The organism is Mycobacterium sp. E1715 (genome assembly GCF_001667625.1).
Classification (GTDB): Bacteria; Actinomycetota; Actinomycetes; order Mycobacteriales; family Mycobacteriaceae; genus Mycobacterium.
The window spans coordinates 1-16,511 of the sequence record NZ_LZJJ01000239.1; the positions used below are offsets into that span (position 1 = coordinate 1).

Sequence of the window (16,511 nt, forward strand, 5' to 3'; positions counted from 1 at the left end):
AAGATCGCGGTGACGACGGCGGTCCGGCGCAGGGTTGGCACGCTCAGGCTGACCAACAGAGCCGCCCCCGCCGCGACGGCCATCGAGATAAGCGTGTTCCGGGAGAACGACAGCAGCGAAATGATCAGCGCGGGTGGGCCGAGGGTCAGCAGCGTGGCAGGCCTCAGGCAGCCGATGATGGCGGCGGCCACCAGCGCGCTCAGCGTCGCGGTGGCCGGGGATTGCGTGGTCAGGATGATCCGGACAGCTTGGTCGGCGCCGGTCGCGGCCCCCAGACTCTCGGCCCTGCCCGCCAGCCGGATGGCATGCAGCGAACTCACGACCGCCATGCCCGCCGAAAACCACAGGATGCCGGCCGTCACGCGGATCGACGACTTGATGTAGTCGCCGTACACCACCAACATCGCCAGCACGAAGCCCACGACGATCTCGAGCATGGACAGTGATTCGCGCAGCACGATGGTGGCGTCATGCCCGTTCTCGAATCCGGCCGCCGTCGACATCACGAGAACGACCAGGAACACGGAGGGCAGCCAGAAATCGGAGAATCGCGGTCGCACAATCGGAATCAGGTAGCCGATCGCCAGCATCGCGGCCAGCAGATACAAGTAGATGACCGCGGGGCCGACGACTTTGCCGACGTGCAGGCCCTGGGGCAGCGCCGCGAACGCCCCCACCAGCGCCACCCATACCATCGCCTCGGGTCTCACCCAATAGACGACCAGGCAGAAGGTTGCGGCGATCAGCATGATGCCCTCGGTGGTGAGTCGCACCGAGAGCACGCCGAACACGAAACATCCGAACAGGAACAGCGCCAGCGAGGCTGCGCTCATGGCCATGCGATGCCGACTGCGCAGGTAGAAGATCACGTCGAAGGACTGGCCTTCGAACGGTAGACCTGGGCGGCGGCCTTGCGGTGCAGCGACAGCCTCGCGTCGGTCAGGACCGTACCGACGATCTCCGCGTTGGCCGAGCGCAAAGTTGCCAACGCGTCCTTGAGTTCGTCGGTCGTGGTGCGTCCCGCCCGGACCACCAGCACCGTCGCCTGAACGGCGCCGGACAGCAGGACCGCGTCGGCCGTGGCCAGCACCGGCGGTCCGTCGACCACGATCCGGTCGAATCGCGACGACAATTCCCCCAGCACGGTGTCGAGCACTTCCGGCGGGTAAGCGGAGCAGGGCAAGGTCTCCCGGCGGGCCGCGCGTGACGCCAGGACGAACAGCCTCGGGAAGGGTGTCGGTTTGACGGCTTCGGCCGCGATCTCGGGGTTCGCCAGCGCGTTGGCCAAACCCTCCCCCGATTCGACCTTCAGCAAGCCGCCGATCACCGGCCGGCGGGTGTCGCCCTCGACCACCAGTACGTCGTCACCGACCTCGGCGAATGCCCGGGACAAGTTGAGGACCGTCGTCGTCGTCCCCTCCCCCCCGAACGGTGACGCCACCAGCAGCCGGCGCCCCTCGGGGCCGATCGCCCTGCGCACCCGGGTACGCATGTCCCGCACGGCGTCGTCGAACGTGACGTCGGTGCCGAACCGCGGAGCCCCGCCGCGCCGTCGCGGCAACTCGCCGAGCGTCGGCAGGCCCGACAGCTGTTCCAGCTTTTCGCGGGTGCGCACGGTGCGGTCGCTGGCCTCGCGGGTCAGCGCCACGGCCATGCCGAGAAGCAGGCCGGCGACCACGCCCATCGCCATGTTGCGTACCGGTGCCGGGGTAACCGCATGGTCGGGAACCTGAGGCGGTTCCACCACCCGCGCCCTCGCCACCGGGAGCGGCTTTCCGTTCTGCTCCTGCACGCCCGGGGTTTCCCGGGGCTGGCCCGGCGGCGTCGTCGCATCGGTGGGTTCGGGCCGGGGGCCCGCGGCGGGGCCATCCAGACGCGAAACCGTGCCCAGCGTCGGGATGATCGCGGCGAATTGGTCGGCCATCGCTCCCGCCAGCGCTGCCGCCCGCCTCGGGTCTGTGTCTTTGACCGTGATGGTGAACAGCTGCGATTTAGCGGTGTACTTCACCTGGGTTTGGGTCAGCAGGTCGTCGGCACTCATCGATAGCTGAAGTTGTTTGATCGCGCGGTCGGCCACCGTCCGGCCGCCGGCGATCTGGGCGTACGACGACAGCCGTTCCTGCGCCGTGAGGGTGCCGTTGTACAGCTCGGTCAGGTCGGTGGCCCCGGAGAACGAGATCAGGACGGTGGTCGACGACTGGTAATGCTTGGTCTGCAATGCGGTGATGGCCGCGGCGCCGATCGTGCACGCCAGCACCGCGGCGGCTGCCAGCTTCCAGTGCGCGACGAGAATCCGGACAAAGGTACGGAAATCCATCGACCAACGGCCTTTCTGAAAGCTTCGGCGGCGCGAAAGCATCCATCCGGTCGGTTATCGGATGGGCAAAAACATTGAACATTATTGAAGCATCGTCATGCGGTGTTTGCCCGAAAAGCGATTCTTCAAGGCGATCCGGGCGGCTCGAAATCCCGGCGGCGGCCGCCGCAGGCCGTCTTTCACGGTCGGGGGCCGGCCGTCAGCACATCGCGCGATATGTTGACCGTCGCCAGTGGGTAGCCGCCCGAGCCGTCACGGCCGTTGCGGGCCAACTGCATGGGCGGGTAATTCACCACGCGCGATGCGTCCGGCTTGTGCTGTTGCCATTCCACCGAGGCCCGCAGCGTGTAGTTGCCGGGGGCCAGGCCGGCCAGGTCGAGCTTGACCGACTCGGTCGACGACGCCGCAACGGGTTCATTGCCAGGGTTGCCGCCGGGGTCGTTGTGGACCAGCGTCTTCAGGTTGACGGTCGTCGGGAGCGTGCGGACCACCGCGCCCGAGAAGTTCACCAGCTGGTAGCGGGGAGCCCATTTCTCGATCGCGGCGGCAGAACCGTAGTTGGTCCAAGTCACGGCGATCGTCGCGACGCCGTCGTGAACTGGTTGCGGGCTCGGGCGCGCCTCGACCGAGTACCGATACCCGGCGGCGACGTTCGCCTGCGCCCACAGCAGGTACAGGGCGGGGTCCATCGGGGTCGTCGATTCAGCGTCCGCGAAGTCGCAACTCGAAGTCATCGCGACGTGATATTTGATGACGTCGTGTAAGGCCTTTTGGTAGTAGGACTGCGGCGAGGTGCCGTTCGGCAGCAGGCACCATTCGGTGATGACCGGCGCGGTGAGCAACCTGTCTTTCAGTTGGGCGATGACCGGATCCTTCTGCTGCACATAACGCGAGCCGTCCAATTCGACCCAGCCGGGCAACGGGGCGATCACCCCCAGGCAATCGGCCCGCACCCCCACCGGCGCTGCCACCTTCTTGGTGACTTCATCGGAGAGCATTTCGCGCACGATTTCCGGATTGAGCAGTGTCGTGATCAACTGCGTCCGCCGAAACGCGCTCACCGTCGCCGCCACCAGCTGCCTGATCGATGCGATCGTGATGCTCTGATCCCGGAACTGGCTGTAATAGCCCAGCTTCGCGACACTTTCCTCGGGCGAAGGACCGGGAGCGCCCAGCGTGTCGCGCAGATAGGCGATGTGGTTCTCGCTCCAATCCCCGTAGCCGGAGAACTCGAAAACGCTCAGCCGCTCGTCGCCGTCATACCGCCGCCCGAGCGCGGCGAGCAATTGTCCGAAGGCGTCGAGGTACTTGGGGTCGTTCCACTTCGGCACCACCTGCACGACCCCGGGCGTCCACCAATACCGTGCCGGTCCGGCGTAGTCGGTGGCGGCCGAGCGCATCCAGTCGGGGATCGCGATGTTGGTGTTGTTCGGGAACACCGTGTCACAGCAGGAGTGGTAGGCGACGATGCGAAGGGTCATCCGCATGTTTCTGCCGGCCAACTTGTTCAGCGCGTCATCGATCACGCTGAAGTCGAATTTCTGATCGTCCGGGGCGTCGGGGGGCAGCGTGCTGGGATCGGTGGGCTGTAACTGGCGCCAGGTGACACGCAGGCTGGCGTCGTCCGACGCGGGCCAGGCCGGGTACCGCTGCTGCGCGGGATTGGCTTGTGGGAACAGCGGGATCAGAAGATCTTCGTATTGGCCGCGCAGCGGATTCTGGACGTCCTGGACGGACAGCGGTATCGCGGGGCTGACTATCGCGGTCACCAGCTCGGGGTTTGCGCGGCCACCACACCCGTTCAACAAGAGCGTCGCGCAAATGGCGACCAGCAGTGTGGCCTTCCTCAACGCCCGGGCCGGGTCGGCGAACACGGACGTCGGCGAGGTCGGCATTCCGCACACCGAACGTGCGCCCTCCATCAGCTTCAAGGACTGACACCTCTCCGGTCGCTGGCGCTCTCCACCGCGAAGCGCACTGAAATCGGCAACGATGCAACGCTGCCCCACATCATCGGTCAATCATGCACATCTTCGATGCATATCCCGGCCACTGTTCAGTGGCGCCGGGGTGGGTGCGTTCCCGGACAGCACCCGGGCCAACCACTGGTGTTGGTATGGTCGCGCAATCCGCTGATCCCTCCGGGAATCGCTCAGGAGACCGCACGATGCCTTTGGTTCGATCGGCCACACGTCCGCTGGCGCCCGCGGTGAAGGCACTCGCGCCGCGTTTCTTCTGGCGGCGGAAATTCCGCATCCTGCAACGCCTTGGGCAGAGCCGGGCCGACATCCAGTTGGCGGTTTCGTTGTGCGACCCGAATCGGATCTCGCTGGACATCGGCGCCGACGTCGGACAATTCACGATCGCCATGCTGGCGTCGTCGCGGTCGGTGATCGCGTTCGAACCCCGGCCCGCGCAGGCTCGCGATCTGGCCGCGATGTTCGACGCCGCCGGCGTTCCCGTACGGGTGGAGGCGATCGCGCTTTCCGACACCGCCGGCGTCGGGACGATGAGAGTGGTCGAATCCGAGCCCGGCCGCAGCACGATCGACAACACCAACATCCTGAGCGACGTCGGCGACGGCGGGATCCGAAGCATCGAGGTCCCCATCAAGCGGCTCGACGATCTACGCCTGCACGACATCGGCATGATCAAGATCGACGTCGAGGGCCATGAACTCGCCGTATTGCGCGGCGCCACAGATACTCTCGCGCGGGACCGGCCCGCGATCATGGTGGAGGCCGAGCAACGGCATTACCCCAACGCGGTTGCCGAGATCACCGAGCTGTTGCGCCGCTCCGGCTACTCCGGGTATTTCGATCTCGATGGCGTTCGGCGGCCGATCGGCGATTTCGACCCGCGCGAGCACCAGGACCCAGCCAACGTCGGCGACCGGGAGAACGACTGGGCGCCGCGCGGCGTCTATGTCAACAACTTCGTCTTCATCCCTCGGGAAGAGTGAGCGGTGGGCGGCACGCCGCCGGCTCTCGGCGACGATGACCGCCGCGCGAGTTGTCGATGTCCGGGGCCATCGGTGCGATGCTAGGTGGCGCCCGTCGGCAATGCCTTGCGCCCGGTCAAAAACGGCAACGGCAGCCAGCGCGCGGCCAGCAGCGCCTCCATCGCGTCCGCGGGAACGGGACGCGACAACAGAAAACCCTGGGCCCGCCGACACCCGTGCTGGATCAAAGTCATTGCTGCGACCGGTGTTTCGACTCCCTCGGCCACCACGTCCAGACCGAACGCCTCGGCCAGCCCGATGATGGCGCGAACGATCGCCAGGTCACCGGCGTTGTTGCCCAAGTCGCGCACGAACCCGGTGTCGATCTTGAGCATGTCGACGGGCAGGGATTTCAGATGCGACAACACCGCGTAGCCGGTGCCGAAGTCGTCGATGGCCAGCTGCACGCCGATTTCCTTGAGCTCCGCCAACGTCTTTCGAGTGGTCTCGATGTCGTGCACCACGGCGCGCTCGGTGATCTCCAGGCACACCGAGCCGGCGTCGAGACCGAACTCGTCGATGGTGTTGGCGACGTCGCGCACGAACCCGCGGGTGATGAGCTGAAGCGGCGACACGTTGATCCGCATCACGGTGCCCCGGCCGAGCCCGTTCGCCTGCCAGCGACCGAAGTCGGCGCACGCGGTGCGCATCACCCAGCGGCCCAATTCCATTGCCAGGTTGGTCGATTCGGCGATTCCGATGAACGAATCCGGCAGTAGCAGCCCCCAGATCGGGTGGCGCCAGCGCACCAGTGCCTCGGCGCCCACGATGGCGCCGGTCGACAGGTCGACCTCCGGCAGGTAGTGCAGCAGCAACGCCTCGCTGCCGATGTCGCCTTGCAGATGCAACTCGATGTCGTTGCGGAACGCGCGCTTGAGCGACATGTCATCGGTGGACACCGCGATCTGGTTGCCACCCCCGCGCTTGGCCGTCAGCACCGCCTCGTCGGCGCGGCGGAGGAGGTCGGTGCAGTTGTCCCGCCCCGGGACGCCGACCGCGAGCCCGACGCTGACCGTGCGGCTGATCACGTGGCCGCCGATGGCCAGGCGTTCGCACAGCATGCCAGAGAGGCTGCGGGCGAACGATTCCGCGTGCTCGGGCGACATCGGCTGGTCGGGTACGACGACGAACTCGTCCCCGCCCAGCCGGGCGATCGTGCAGTCGGGAGCGCAGATCTTGATGCGTTGCGCGAAGACCCGGATGAACCAGTCACCCGCGGTGTGCCCGAGGTAGTCGTTGATCGGTTTGAGCCGGTCGAGGTCGAGGTACAGGACCGCGACGGGCCCGGGGCGACCCGTCAAGAGCCGCTCGGTCAGGTGCGCGACCAGGGCGCGGCGGTTGAAAAGCCCGGTCAGATCGTCGTGCTCGGCCAGATAGCGGAGCTTGTCTTCGGCCGCGATGCGGGCCTGCAGCTGCGCGAACAGCGCGGCGACGGCCTCGAGCGTGTTGATCTCCTCCTGCTCCCACTTGCGGGCGCCGAACTTGACGAAGCCGAGCAGGCCGGTGGTCGTCTCGCCGGAGACCAGTGGGGCGGCGGCCACCGAGGGCGAGGCGGCCACTTTGGCCCCGCCCACCGGGCGGCGGAAATAGCGTTTGGATTGGGCCGGCCGGATCACCACCGGTTTGCGCCCCTGCTTGCACTGCGCAAGCACCGACTCCGCGATGTCCAGCTGGGCGAAGGCCGCCGGCTCCGGGTCCGAGGCGTCGGTTCGCGGCGGCCACTCGGCGACCAGCGTCGACGCTCGGGTGTGCGGGTCGAGGTAGCGCAAGAAGCTGGCGTCCACGTCGAACTGCTCGACCAGCTGCGCGAGCACCTTCTCGCTCACCAGATGGGCCGTGGCTGCGGTCGCCTCCATCAACTGCGTGGCGACGGAGGTGACGACCAAGTCCAGACTGCGCGGCACGGTCTCCTCCGATACGGGCGTGCATCCCACCTGTCGAGGGTTGCCCGATCGGGGAATGTTCTTGCTGGCGAATCCCGTCGACCGCGCGCCCATGCGCATCGGCGGGGCCCTCTGGTTCGCTTCGTCGGTCCATCCGGAGCAGGGCAGGTCAGGATGGGTATTGGTCAGCAGAACGTATCACGCGGGAGACGCCGGATCCCCGGTAACGAGCAACTTCCGGTCCGGACCGCTGCGCGTCATTGACCGCTGGCGGCCGCGTCGCTGGCGATGTCCAGTGTCGCGATCGGATACAGGCCGGAACCGTCGCGACCGTCGCGGGCCAGTGCCATCGGCGCGTAGTTCACCACGTGCGAGGCGCCCGGCTTGTGCTGCTGCCATTCCACGGACGCCCGCAGTGTGTAGTGCCCGGGCGGCAGGCCGGTCACGTCGACGCGCACCGATTCCGTCGTGGACTCCGGAACCGCCTCCTCGCGTGACGGGCTGGAGTCGTCGTGGACCAGCGACTTGAGGTTGACCGTCCCCGCGATGGTGCGGACCACCGCTCCCGAGAAATCGACCAGCTTGTATCCGGGCGTCCACTGTTCGGTGGCCGCGGCGGAGCCGTAGTTGGTCCAGACGACGGAGATCGAAGCGACCTTGCCCTGGATCGACTGCGATCCCGGCTTGGCCTCCACCGAATACCGGTAACCGGCGGCGGTGTTGGCCTTCGCCCACAGGAGGTACAGCTTGGGATCCATCGCCGACGTCGCATCCCGGTCGGGGAAGTTCGCGCTGGACGTCATCGAGACGTGATACCTCACCACGTCGTGCAGGGCCTTCTCGTAGTAGGACCGGGGGTCGGCCCCGTTCGGCAGCCGGCACCACTGGCTGATCACCAGCGCCGAGGTGAGCCGCTGCTTGATCGCGTTGACGGCCGCGTCGTTGAAGCGCACGTAGTGGGAGTCGCTGGACTCGGCCCATTCCGGCAGGGGCGACTGCACACCAAGGCAATCCGCGCGGATGCCGACCGGCGCGGACAGCTTCTTCGTCACCTCGTCGGCGATCAACTCGCGGACGATTTCCGGATTCTCGGCCGTGGTCACCAATTGGGTGTGGCCGAACGCGCCCACGTTGGCGGCCACCAGCTTCGCGATGGACGCCTTGGTGATGGTCTGATCGCGAAACTGACTGTAATAGCCCAACTTCGGCTGGCTGTCGTCCGGCGTGGGACCCGGCGCGCCGAGCGCGTCGCGCAAGTACGCGAGGCTATTCTCGCCGAAATCGCCGTAGCCGGAGAACTCGAAAACGCTGAGCCGCTCGTCGCCGTCGTAGCGGCGACCGAGCGCGGCGAGCAGCTGGCCGAAGTTGTTGAGGTAGTCGGCGTCGTTCCAATTCGGCACCACCTGCGTGACTCCCGGTGCGGAGCTGTTGGGCGGCGCGGGAAGGCTGGTGGCCGCCGAACGGATCCAGTCCGGGATCGCGATGTTGGTGTTGCCGGCATAGGAATCGTTGCAACAGGATTTGTAGGTGTACACGCCCAGGATCAGCCGCATGTTGCGGCTGCCCAGCTTCGTCAGCGCGTCGTCGATCGCACTGAAGTCGAACTTACGGTCGTCGGGAGCGTCGGCGGGCAGCGTGCGCGGGTCGACCGGCTGTAACTGCCGCCACGAAACCCGCAGACTGGCGTCGTACGACGCGGGCCACGCCGCGTACCGCTGTGCGGAATTGCCTTGCGGGAAAAGCGGATTCATGCCCTCTTCGTATTGACCGCGCAGCGGGTTGGGGATCTCCTGAGCGGTGGGCGGAATGGCGGGACTGACCATGGCGGAGAGTGGCCCGGGATCGCTCTTGCCGCCGCACCCGCTCAGCACCATCGCCGTGCACACGACAGCGGCCAGCGCGCTCTTCCTCGACTTCACGGTTGCTTCTCCCAAGACACACCGATGCTCACTGAAGTGGCCCCATGCTGCTGGGTTATCGGGTGCGTGTTTCCGACGCGGGGCAGGTCACGAATTGGCGTAGCGCAGCCTAGCACGCAGCACCCGGCGGCCCCCCGATCCGAGAGCCGCAGCAGTGAGACGGGTCACAATATGGGCGGCCCTGTCACGCACGAGGGGTCCGCGGTGTCTCAAGGGCATCAGGCCCGTGAGAACAGGAGACAGCAATGACCGAGGTGGCCGCCCAGAAAGTTCATGTCGTCGTGGTCGGAGGCGGATACGCCGGAACCCTCGCCGCGAACCATCTGCGCCAGCGTCCGGACATCGACATCACCCTGGTGAACGCCCGCCCGGTCTTCGTGGAGCGGATCCGCCTGCACCAGTTGGTCGCCGACACCGGCGCCGCGACCGCCGACTACGCGACGCTGCTCGGCGACGGTATCCGGTTGGTCGTCGACACCGTCGAGCGCATCGACGCCACCGACCGGCGCGTGCTGTTGTCCTCGGGCGCCGAGCTCGACTACGACTATTTGATCTACGCCGTCGGCAGCACCGGCGCGACCCCGGCCACCGTGCCCGGATTCGCGGACTTCGCCTACCCGATCGCCGACCTGGAGAGCGCCCAGCGGCTGCGCTACGCACTCGCCGACCTGCCGCTGGCCGCGCCCGTCACCGTCGTCGGCGGCGGGCTGACCGGCATCGAGACGGCTTCCGAACTGGCCGAACGGGGTCGGCAGGTGACCCTGGTGTGCGGCGAGGCGCTCGGCCCGTCGCTGAGCAGGCGCGGCCGCCGGTCCGTCGCCAGGCGACTGCGCGGTTTCGGGGTCAACGTGCTGGAATCCGCGACGGTGGCCGAGGTGCGCTGGGACGCGGTGGTGTTGAGCGACGGCGGGGTGCTGCCGAGCGCGGCCACCATCTGGACGGCCGGCTTCGCCGTGCCGGACTTGGCCGTCCGCAGCGGCCTGAGCACTGACGTGCTGGGCCGGCTGCTCACCGACGAGACGCTGACCAGCGTCGACAACCCCTACGTCGTCGCGGCGGGTGACGCTGCCGCGCCGTCGGGCCAGCCGCTGCGGATGAGCTGCCAGGCCGCCGGGCCGCTGGGCGCGCAGGCGGCCAACACCGTGCTCAGCCGCATCTCCGGAACCGCTCCCGCCCCGCTCAGCCAGGCGTTCGTCGGCCAGTGCATCAGCCTCGGCCGCACCTACGGGACGGTCCAGCTGGCCCACACCGACGACACCCCGGTGAACCTGGCGATCGGCGGCCGCACCGCCGCGTCGATCAAGGAGGCCATTTGCAAGGGCACGCTGTGGGCCATCCGGCGCGAGGCCGCCAAGCCCGGCTCCTACCGCTGGATCAAGGGCGGCAAGCGGCCCGCGCAGGAGCCGACCGAGATCGCACTGCGATGACGCACCCACCCACCGACAGTGAGCACGCCGAACGATTCACCGTGCTGCGGCCGCTGTTGTTCACCATCGCCTACGAGATGCTCGGTTCGGCCACCGAGGCCGACGACGTGCTGCAGGACAGCTATCTGCGGTGGGCGGCGGTCGACTTGTCCACGGTCCGCGACACCAAGTCCTACCTGGCCCAGCTGGTGACCCGGCAGGCGCTCAACGCCCTGCGCGCCGACGCGCGCCGACGCGAGGAGTACGTGGGCCCGTGGCTGCCCGAACCGCTGCTGCTCGACGAGCAGGATCCCTCCGCGGACGTCGTTCTGGCGGAATCGATTTCGATGGCGATGCTGGTCCTGCTGGAAACGCTGAGCCCCGACGAGCGGGCGGTGTTCCTGCTGCGCGAGGTGTTCGGCTTCGACTACGGGGAGATCGCGGAGGCGGTGGGCCGGCCGGCGCCGACGGTACGGCAGGTGGCGCACCGGGCGCGCGAACACGTGCGGGCGCGGCGCAAGAGGTTCGACGCCGCCGACCCGCAACGCAACGCCGAGCTCACCGCCCAGTTCCTCCAGACGGCCGCCAGCGGTGACGTCGAGACGCTGATGACGATGCTCGCGCCCGACGCCACCTGGACGGCGGACAGCGGTGGCAAGGTCAGCGCGGCCCGCCGGCCCGTGGTGGGCGCCGACCGGGTGGCCCGCGCCATCGTCGGCCTGATCCGCAAGGCGACCGAGTTCGCGGGGTTCCGCGTGGAAATGGTGACCTGCAACAGCGCGCCCGCCGTGCTGCTCTACCTCGGCGACCACCTCGAAGGGGTGATCACGCTGGAGATCGCCGACGCCTTGATCACCAACTTCTACGTGACCCGCAACCCGGACAAGCTGGCGGCGCTGGCGACCGCCCGCGACGTCAGCCGCGGTTAGGGTCCGGCCGGTCGACGGCGCCCGCAGTGCGAAAACCCGCCCTTCTGTCAAGCTAGGGCGGTGCGTATCGACCGGCTCGGTGACCTTGGTGCGGCACCCCAGGTGCTGCGCGCCGTCGGCGACGCCACGGCACGCCTCGGCCTGCCGCCGCCGGCCGCGCTGACCGGCGACTGGTTCGGCTCGCTCGCGGTGATCGCACCGAGCGTGTCGGCCCAGCCGGTCGACCCCGACGCCGCTTTCGCCGTCCAGCAGAACCCGCAGACCGTCGACCCGCGGGCGGTGGGCGGCGGCTGGGTCGGTTACCTCTCCTACCCCGATCCCGGCGCCGACGACCGGCCGAACCGCATCCCCGAAGCCGCCGGCGGCTGGACCGACTGCGTGCTGCGCCGCGACCGGGACGGGCAGTGGTGGTACGAGAGCCTTTCCGGAGCCGCCGTTGCGGACTGGCTGGCCGCCGCGCTGGCCACGGCGCCTTCGCCGGTCCGCGACTGCCGGATCGACTGGGGTGCCGCCGACCGGGCCGCCCACCGCGACGGCGTGCTCAACTGCCTGGAGGCCATCCGCGCCGGCGAGGTTTACCAGGCGTGCGTGTGCACGCAATTCACCGGGACGATCAGCGGCGCCCCGCTGGATTTCTTCGCCGACGGCATCGCCCGCACCTCCCCCGCGCGCGGAGCCTACCTCGCCGGGCCGTGGGGCGCGGTGGCGTCGCTGTCTCCCGAGCTCTTCCTGCGGCGGCGCGGGACGCTCGTGACGTCCAGCCCGATCAAGGGCACCCTGCCGCTGGACGCGTGGCCGTCGGCGCTGCGGGCTTCGGCGAAAGAGGTCGCCGAAAACATCATGATCGTCGACCTGGTGCGTAACGACCTCGGCCGCGTGGCGATCGTCGGCACCGTCACCGTGCCCGAGTTGTTGGTGGTGCGGCGCGCCCCGGGCGTGTGGCACCTGGTGTCCACCGTGTCGGCGCGGGTGCCCGCCGAACTGCCGACGTCGGCGCTGCTGGACGCCGCCTTCCCGCCGGCCTCGGTCACCGGCACCCCCAAACACCGTGCCCGCCAACTGCTTTCGCAATGGGAGCCGCATCGGCGCGGAATATATTGCGGTACAATCGGTTTGGCTTCTCCCGTGGCGGGATGTGAACTCAACGTGGCGATTCGCACCGTCGAGTTCGACGCCGCGGGCAGCGCCGTGCTTGGCGTCGGCGGCGGCATCACCGCCGACTCGGATCCCGACGCCGAGTGGGCCGAATGCCTGCACAAGGCGTCGCCCATCGTCGGGCAGCCCCGCATCGCGGCCGCGTTCTCGGCAGGCTGACCCTCACGCGCGGCGCGACTGCAGGACCGCGTCGTAGAGCTGGCGCGACCGCACCCCGGGATGCTCGGCGGCCACCTCGCCGCAGGCGTCCTTCACCCGCGCACCGCCTGCGACCAGCTCCTCCACCCGGGCCACCAGCGACGGCAGGTCGACACGCGGGGCGGCGCCGGCCAGCACGACGGTGACTTCGCCGAGCACCCCGTCGTCCGCCCACGCCGCCAGCTCGTCGAGCGACCCGCGCACCACCTCCTCGTGCACCTTGGTCAGCTCCCGGCAGATCGCCGCCCGGCGGGCGCCGCCGAGTTGATCGACGGCGTCGCGCAAACACGCGGCGAGCCGGCGGGGCGATTCGAAGAACACGCAGGTGCGCCGCTCGTCGGCCAGCGAGTCCAGCCAGGCCCGCCGCGCGGCCTTCCTGCGCGGGGCGAACCCCTCGAAACAGAACTTCTCCGCGGGCAGCCCGGACAGGGCCAGCGCGGTCATCACCGCCGAGGGGCCGGGGAGGCAGGTCAGCGGGATCCCGGCATCCACGCACGCCGCCACCAGCCGGAAGCCCGGGTCGCTGATCAGCGGCATCCCGGCATCGCTGACCACCAGTACCGTCGCGCCGGCTTGCAGCGCGCTGATCAGCGGGTCCACCCGGGCTGCCTCGACCCGGTCGAACAGGCTGATCACCCGGCCGGTGATGGTGACGCCCAGGGCTTTCGCCAGCGTGCGCACCCGCCGGGTGTCCTCAGCCGCCACCACGTCGGCGTGAGTGAGGGCATCGATCAGGCGAGGCGAGGCGTCCGACGGCTGGCCCAACGGAGTCGCGCCCAGCAACAGGCGGCCAGTGGTCATGACGGACAGCCTACGATCGACACCGATGTCCGCCCCGCCCCGCGAAACCTTGGTCGCCGGCCAGGAGCGTGTCGTGCCCGCGGTCAGCCCGGGGCCGATGGTTCCGGTGGCCGACTTCGGTCCCACCGATCAGATTCGCGGCTGGGTCGTGACGGGCGTGATCGCCGTGCTGGCAACGATCAGCCGGTTCCTCAACCTCGGTTCGCCGACCGACGCCGGCACGCCCGTCTTCGACGAGAAGCACTATGCGCCCCAGGCCTGGCAGGCGCTGCACAACCACGGGGTGGAAGACAACCCGGGGTTCGGCCTGGTGGTCCACCCGCCGGTCGGCAAGCAGCTGATCGCGATCGGCGAGGCGATCTTCGGCTACAACGGCGTCGGCTGGCGGTTCACCGGCGCCCTGCTGGGCGTGGTGCTGGTTGTGCTGGTGACGCGGATCGTCCGGCGGATCAGCCGGTCCACGCTGGTCGGCGCGATCGCCGGGATTCTGGTGATCTGCGACGGCGTCAGCTTCGTCACCGCGCGGACCGCCCTGCTCGACGGCATCCTCACCTTCTTCGTGGTCGCGGCGTTCGGCGCGCTGATCGTCGACCGGGACCAGGTCCGCGAGCGGATGCACGTCGCGCTGCTGCAGGGGCGCGCCGCCGAGACGGTGTGGGGTCCGCGGCTCGGGGTGCGATGGTGGCGCTTCCTGGCGGGCGTCCTGCTCGGATTGGCTTGCGGGACAAAGTGGTCCGGGCTGTACTTCGTGTTGTTCTTCGGCGCGATGTCGCTGGCGTTCGACGTGGCGGCGCGGCGCCAGTACCAGGTGACCCGGCCCTGGGTGGGGGTCTTGCGGCGTGATCTGATCCCGACCGCGTACGCCCTGGTGGTCATCCCGTTCGCGGTGTACCTGGCCAGTTACGCGCCATGGTTCGCGTCCGAGACGGCGATCGACCGGCACGAGGTGGGCCAGTCGATCGGCCCCCATTCGGTGGTCCCGCTGCCGGATGCCATCCGGTCGCTATGGCATTACACCGCCAAGGCTTTCGACTTCCACAAGAGCCTGACCAACGCCGCAGGCAACTACCACCCGTGGGAGTCCAAGCCGTGGGCCTGGCCGATGTCGTTGCGGCCGGTGCTGTACGCGATCGACCAGCAGAACGTGTCCGGGTGCGGTGCGCAGTCGTGCGTCAAGGCGGAGATGCTGGTGGGCACCCCGGCCATGTGGTGGCTGGCGGTACCGGTCCTGGTCTACGCGTGTTGGCGCGCGTTCGTCCGTCGGGATTGGCGTTACGCCGTTGTGCTGACCGGTTATTGCGCGGGGTGGCTACCCTGGTTCGCCGACATCGACCGGCAGATGTACTTCTTCTACGCGGCGACGATGGGGCCGTTCCTGGTGATGGGCATCGCCCTGATATGTGGGGACATCCTCTATCCGCCCGGCCGTACTCACGGCCTGAGCTCGGAACGGCGCACGCTCGGGCTGATCGCGGTCTGTTGTTATGTGGCGTTGGTGGTGACCAACTTCGCCTGGCTGTTCCCGGTGCTCACCGGGTTGCCGATTTCGCAGCAGACGTGGGACATGGAGATCTGGCTGCCCAGCTGGCGCTGACGTCTTCGGCGTCGAGATTGCCGTGAGGGCTGTACAAATCGCGTTGTCCACAACCATGGCGGCAATGTGAACGGGCCAGTGGTGGTGACGCTCATGATGAGCGCATGGCTAGGGTCTTTGTCGGGAGCGAAGCGATAGCGCGCGGATCGCTGACCCGGGGTCAATTGCGTTGGAATTACCGCCAAATCCATCGGGACGTATACGTGCCGAAGAACGCGGGCGCATCGCTCCATGACAATATCTACGCCGCCTGGCTGTGGTCGGGCCGGCGGGCGATCATCGCCGGCCGGGCCGCAGCCGCACTCCACGGAGCGAAATGGGTGGACGATTTTGTCCCGGTAGATGTCGTCGGGCCTTTCAACCACGCACCGCCCGGCATCATCGTCCGTCGGGACCATATCGCCGCCGAGGATCTCGTCGAACTCCATGGCCTACCGGTGACCAACCCGGCGCGAACGGCGTTCGATCTGGCCCGGCACCTACCCCGCGGTCTGGCGGTTGCCCAACTCGACGCGCTGTCGGCCGCGACGGCCCTCGACCCGTTAGACGTGACTCGGCTGATCGCTCGTAACAAGCGGGCCCGCGGCGTCCGACGATCCCAAGTCGCCCTGTCCCTGATGGACGGTGGTGCGCAATCGCCGAAAGAAAGCTGGTTGCGGCTGGTCTTGATCGACGCCGGTCTTCCACGGCCCACCACGCAGATCAGAGTCACCGACGGGCGGCTCGTGGCCTACCTGGATATGGGTTGGGAACAACCGATGGTCGCGGTGGAGTACGACGGCGAGCAGCACCGCACCGACAGAAGCCAGTACGTGAAGGACATTCGTCGAGCGGAGATGGTGAGCCGCCTCGGTTGGACTGTGATCAGGGTGATCAACGAGGACCGGCCCCGCGTCATCGTTCAACGGGCACGCGATGCGTTGGCGAGCCGATCGTCATCGAGATTGCCGTGAAGGCTGTGAACTGGCCGCCAATCACGACCACGCCGGCAATCTCGACGTCTAGCGCAACGGATCGCGGGCCACGGGGCACGACATGCACCGGGGGCCGCCGCGGCCGGTGCCCAGTTCGGAGCCCGCGATCGTGAGCACCTCGATGCCCGCGTCCTGCAGGCGGGCGTTGGTCTGCGCGTTGCGCTCGTAGGCGACGACGACGCCGGGCGCCAGCGCCAGCGTGTTGTTGCCGTCGTCCCACTGCTCCCGTTCGGCGACGACGGGGTCCAATCCGGTGTCGATGACGCGCAGCCGGTCGATCTCCAGCGCCTTGGCGGCGGCCTCCAGGAACGGCGCCTCGTCGCTGATGGCGACG

Annotated in this window: 12 protein-coding genes and 1 pseudogene; 6 read left to right on the plus strand and 7 right to left on the minus strand. The window is 68.3% G+C overall.

Annotation, left to right across the window (positions count from 1 at the left end):
• The 3 genes and pseudogenes from A9X03_RS12780 to A9X03_RS12790 all read right to left on the minus strand — a co-directional run.
• Positions 1 to 839 (minus strand): annotated as a pseudogene (locus tag A9X03_RS12780) (O-antigen ligase domain-containing protein); the annotation flags it as partial.
• A gap of 26 nt (positions 840 to 865) precedes the next feature.
• Positions 866 to 2,317, minus strand: coding sequence for a polysaccharide biosynthesis tyrosine autokinase (locus tag A9X03_RS12785; RefSeq protein WP_067758031.1), 1,452 nt, complete (start codon positions 2,315 to 2,317; stop codon positions 866 to 868).
• A gap of 179 nt (positions 2,318 to 2,496) precedes the next feature.
• Positions 2,497 to 4,140, minus strand: a complete 1,644-nt coding sequence (locus A9X03_RS12790) for a hypothetical protein (RefSeq protein ID WP_067758171.1) — start codon at positions 4,138 to 4,140, stop codon at positions 2,497 to 2,499.
• A 344-nt stretch (positions 4,141 to 4,484) separates the two neighbouring features.
• Between A9X03_RS12790 and A9X03_RS12795 the strand changes: the two genes are divergently transcribed.
• Positions 4,485 to 5,279: an FkbM family methyltransferase gene (locus tag A9X03_RS12795; protein ID WP_067758034.1), complete on the plus strand. Its 795-nt coding sequence runs from the start codon at positions 4,485 to 4,487 to the stop codon at positions 5,277 to 5,279.
• 80 nt (positions 5,280 to 5,359) lie between these two features.
• On the opposite strand, the gene A9X03_RS12800 is transcribed toward A9X03_RS12795, so the two are convergent.
• Both A9X03_RS12800 and A9X03_RS12805 read right to left on the minus strand, forming a co-directional pair.
• Positions 5,360 to 7,222, minus strand: coding sequence for a bifunctional diguanylate cyclase/phosphodiesterase (locus tag A9X03_RS12800; RefSeq protein WP_067758174.1), 1,863 nt, complete (start codon positions 7,220 to 7,222; stop codon positions 5,360 to 5,362).
• 236 nt (positions 7,223 to 7,458) lie between these two features.
• Positions 7,459 to 9,075: a hypothetical protein gene (locus A9X03_RS12805; RefSeq protein WP_067758177.1), complete on the minus strand. Its 1,617-nt coding sequence runs from the start codon at positions 9,073 to 9,075 to the stop codon at positions 7,459 to 7,461.
• 290 nt (positions 9,076 to 9,365) lie between these two features.
• Between A9X03_RS12805 and A9X03_RS12810 the strand changes: the two genes are divergently transcribed.
• From A9X03_RS12810 to A9X03_RS12820, 3 genes are read left to right on the plus strand one after another with little or no spacing between them, the layout of a single operon-like run.
• Positions 9,366 to 10,547, plus strand: coding sequence for an NAD(P)/FAD-dependent oxidoreductase (locus A9X03_RS12810; protein ID WP_067758037.1), 1,182 nt, complete (start codon positions 9,366 to 9,368; stop codon positions 10,545 to 10,547).
• Positions 10,544 to 11,455: an RNA polymerase sigma-70 factor gene (locus A9X03_RS12815; protein WP_067758040.1), complete on the plus strand. Its 912-nt coding sequence runs from the start codon at positions 10,544 to 10,546 to the stop codon at positions 11,453 to 11,455. The genes A9X03_RS12810 and A9X03_RS12815 overlap by 4 nt, the downstream gene beginning before the upstream one ends.
• A 60-nt stretch (positions 11,456 to 11,515) precedes the next feature.
• A complete protein-coding gene (locus A9X03_RS12820) occupies positions 11,516 to 12,769 on the plus strand; it encodes an aminodeoxychorismate synthase component I (RefSeq protein ID WP_067758043.1) in 1,254 nt (417 codons plus the stop codon).
• A gap of 3 nt (positions 12,770 to 12,772) precedes the next feature.
• Here the strand turns inward: A9X03_RS12820 and rsmI are convergent, their stop codons facing one another.
• Positions 12,773 to 13,609 carry a 16S rRNA (cytidine(1402)-2'-O)-methyltransferase gene (gene rsmI, locus A9X03_RS12825; RefSeq protein WP_067758180.1) on the minus strand — a complete coding sequence of 279 codons (837 nt, stop codon included), beginning with the start codon at positions 13,607 to 13,609 and terminating at the stop codon, positions 12,773 to 12,775.
• Between the two features lie 25 nt (positions 13,610 to 13,634).
• Here rsmI and A9X03_RS12830 point away from each other — a divergent pair, with 25 nt between their 5' ends.
• Positions 13,635 to 15,203, plus strand: coding sequence for a dolichyl-phosphate-mannose--protein mannosyltransferase (locus A9X03_RS12830; RefSeq protein WP_067758046.1), 1,569 nt, complete (start codon positions 13,635 to 13,637; stop codon positions 15,201 to 15,203).
• A 104-nt stretch (positions 15,204 to 15,307) separates the two neighbouring features.
• Positions 15,308 to 16,156, plus strand: coding sequence for a DUF559 domain-containing protein (locus A9X03_RS12835; protein ID WP_068261351.1), 849 nt, complete (start codon positions 15,308 to 15,310; stop codon positions 16,154 to 16,156).
• 48 nt (positions 16,157 to 16,204) lie between these two features.
• On the opposite strand, the gene A9X03_RS12840 is transcribed toward A9X03_RS12835, so the two are convergent.
• On the minus strand, positions 16,205 to 16,511 hold a 307-nt coding region (locus tag A9X03_RS12840), incomplete at its 5' end, for an arginine deiminase family protein (RefSeq protein ID WP_231975389.1).

Coding starts and splice junctions, on each gene's coding strand:
- A9X03_RS12785 (WP_067758031.1), bottom strand. CDS start 2,317: ATGGATTTCCGTACCTTTGTCCGGATTCTCGTCGCGCACTGGAAGCTG.
- A9X03_RS12795 (WP_067758034.1), top strand. CDS start 4,485: ATGCCTTTGGTTCGATCGGCCACACGTCCGCTGGCGCCCGCGGTGAAG.
- A9X03_RS12805 (WP_067758177.1), bottom strand. CDS start 9,075: ATGGTGCTGAGCGGGTGCGGCGGCAAGAGCGATCCCGGGCCACTCTCC.
- A9X03_RS12810 (WP_067758037.1), top strand. CDS start 9,366: ATGACCGAGGTGGCCGCCCAGAAAGTTCATGTCGTCGTGGTCGGAGGC.
- A9X03_RS12815 (WP_067758040.1), top strand. CDS start 10,544: ATGACGCACCCACCCACCGACAGTGAGCACGCCGAACGATTCACCGTG.
- rsmI (WP_067758180.1), bottom strand. CDS start 13,609: ATGACCACTGGCCGCCTGTTGCTGGGCGCGACTCCGTTGGGCCAGCCG.
- A9X03_RS12830 (WP_067758046.1), top strand. CDS start 13,635: ATGTCCGCCCCGCCCCGCGAAACCTTGGTCGCCGGCCAGGAGCGTGTC.
- A9X03_RS12835 (WP_068261351.1), top strand. CDS start 15,308: ATGGCTAGGGTCTTTGTCGGGAGCGAAGCGATAGCGCGCGGATCGCTG.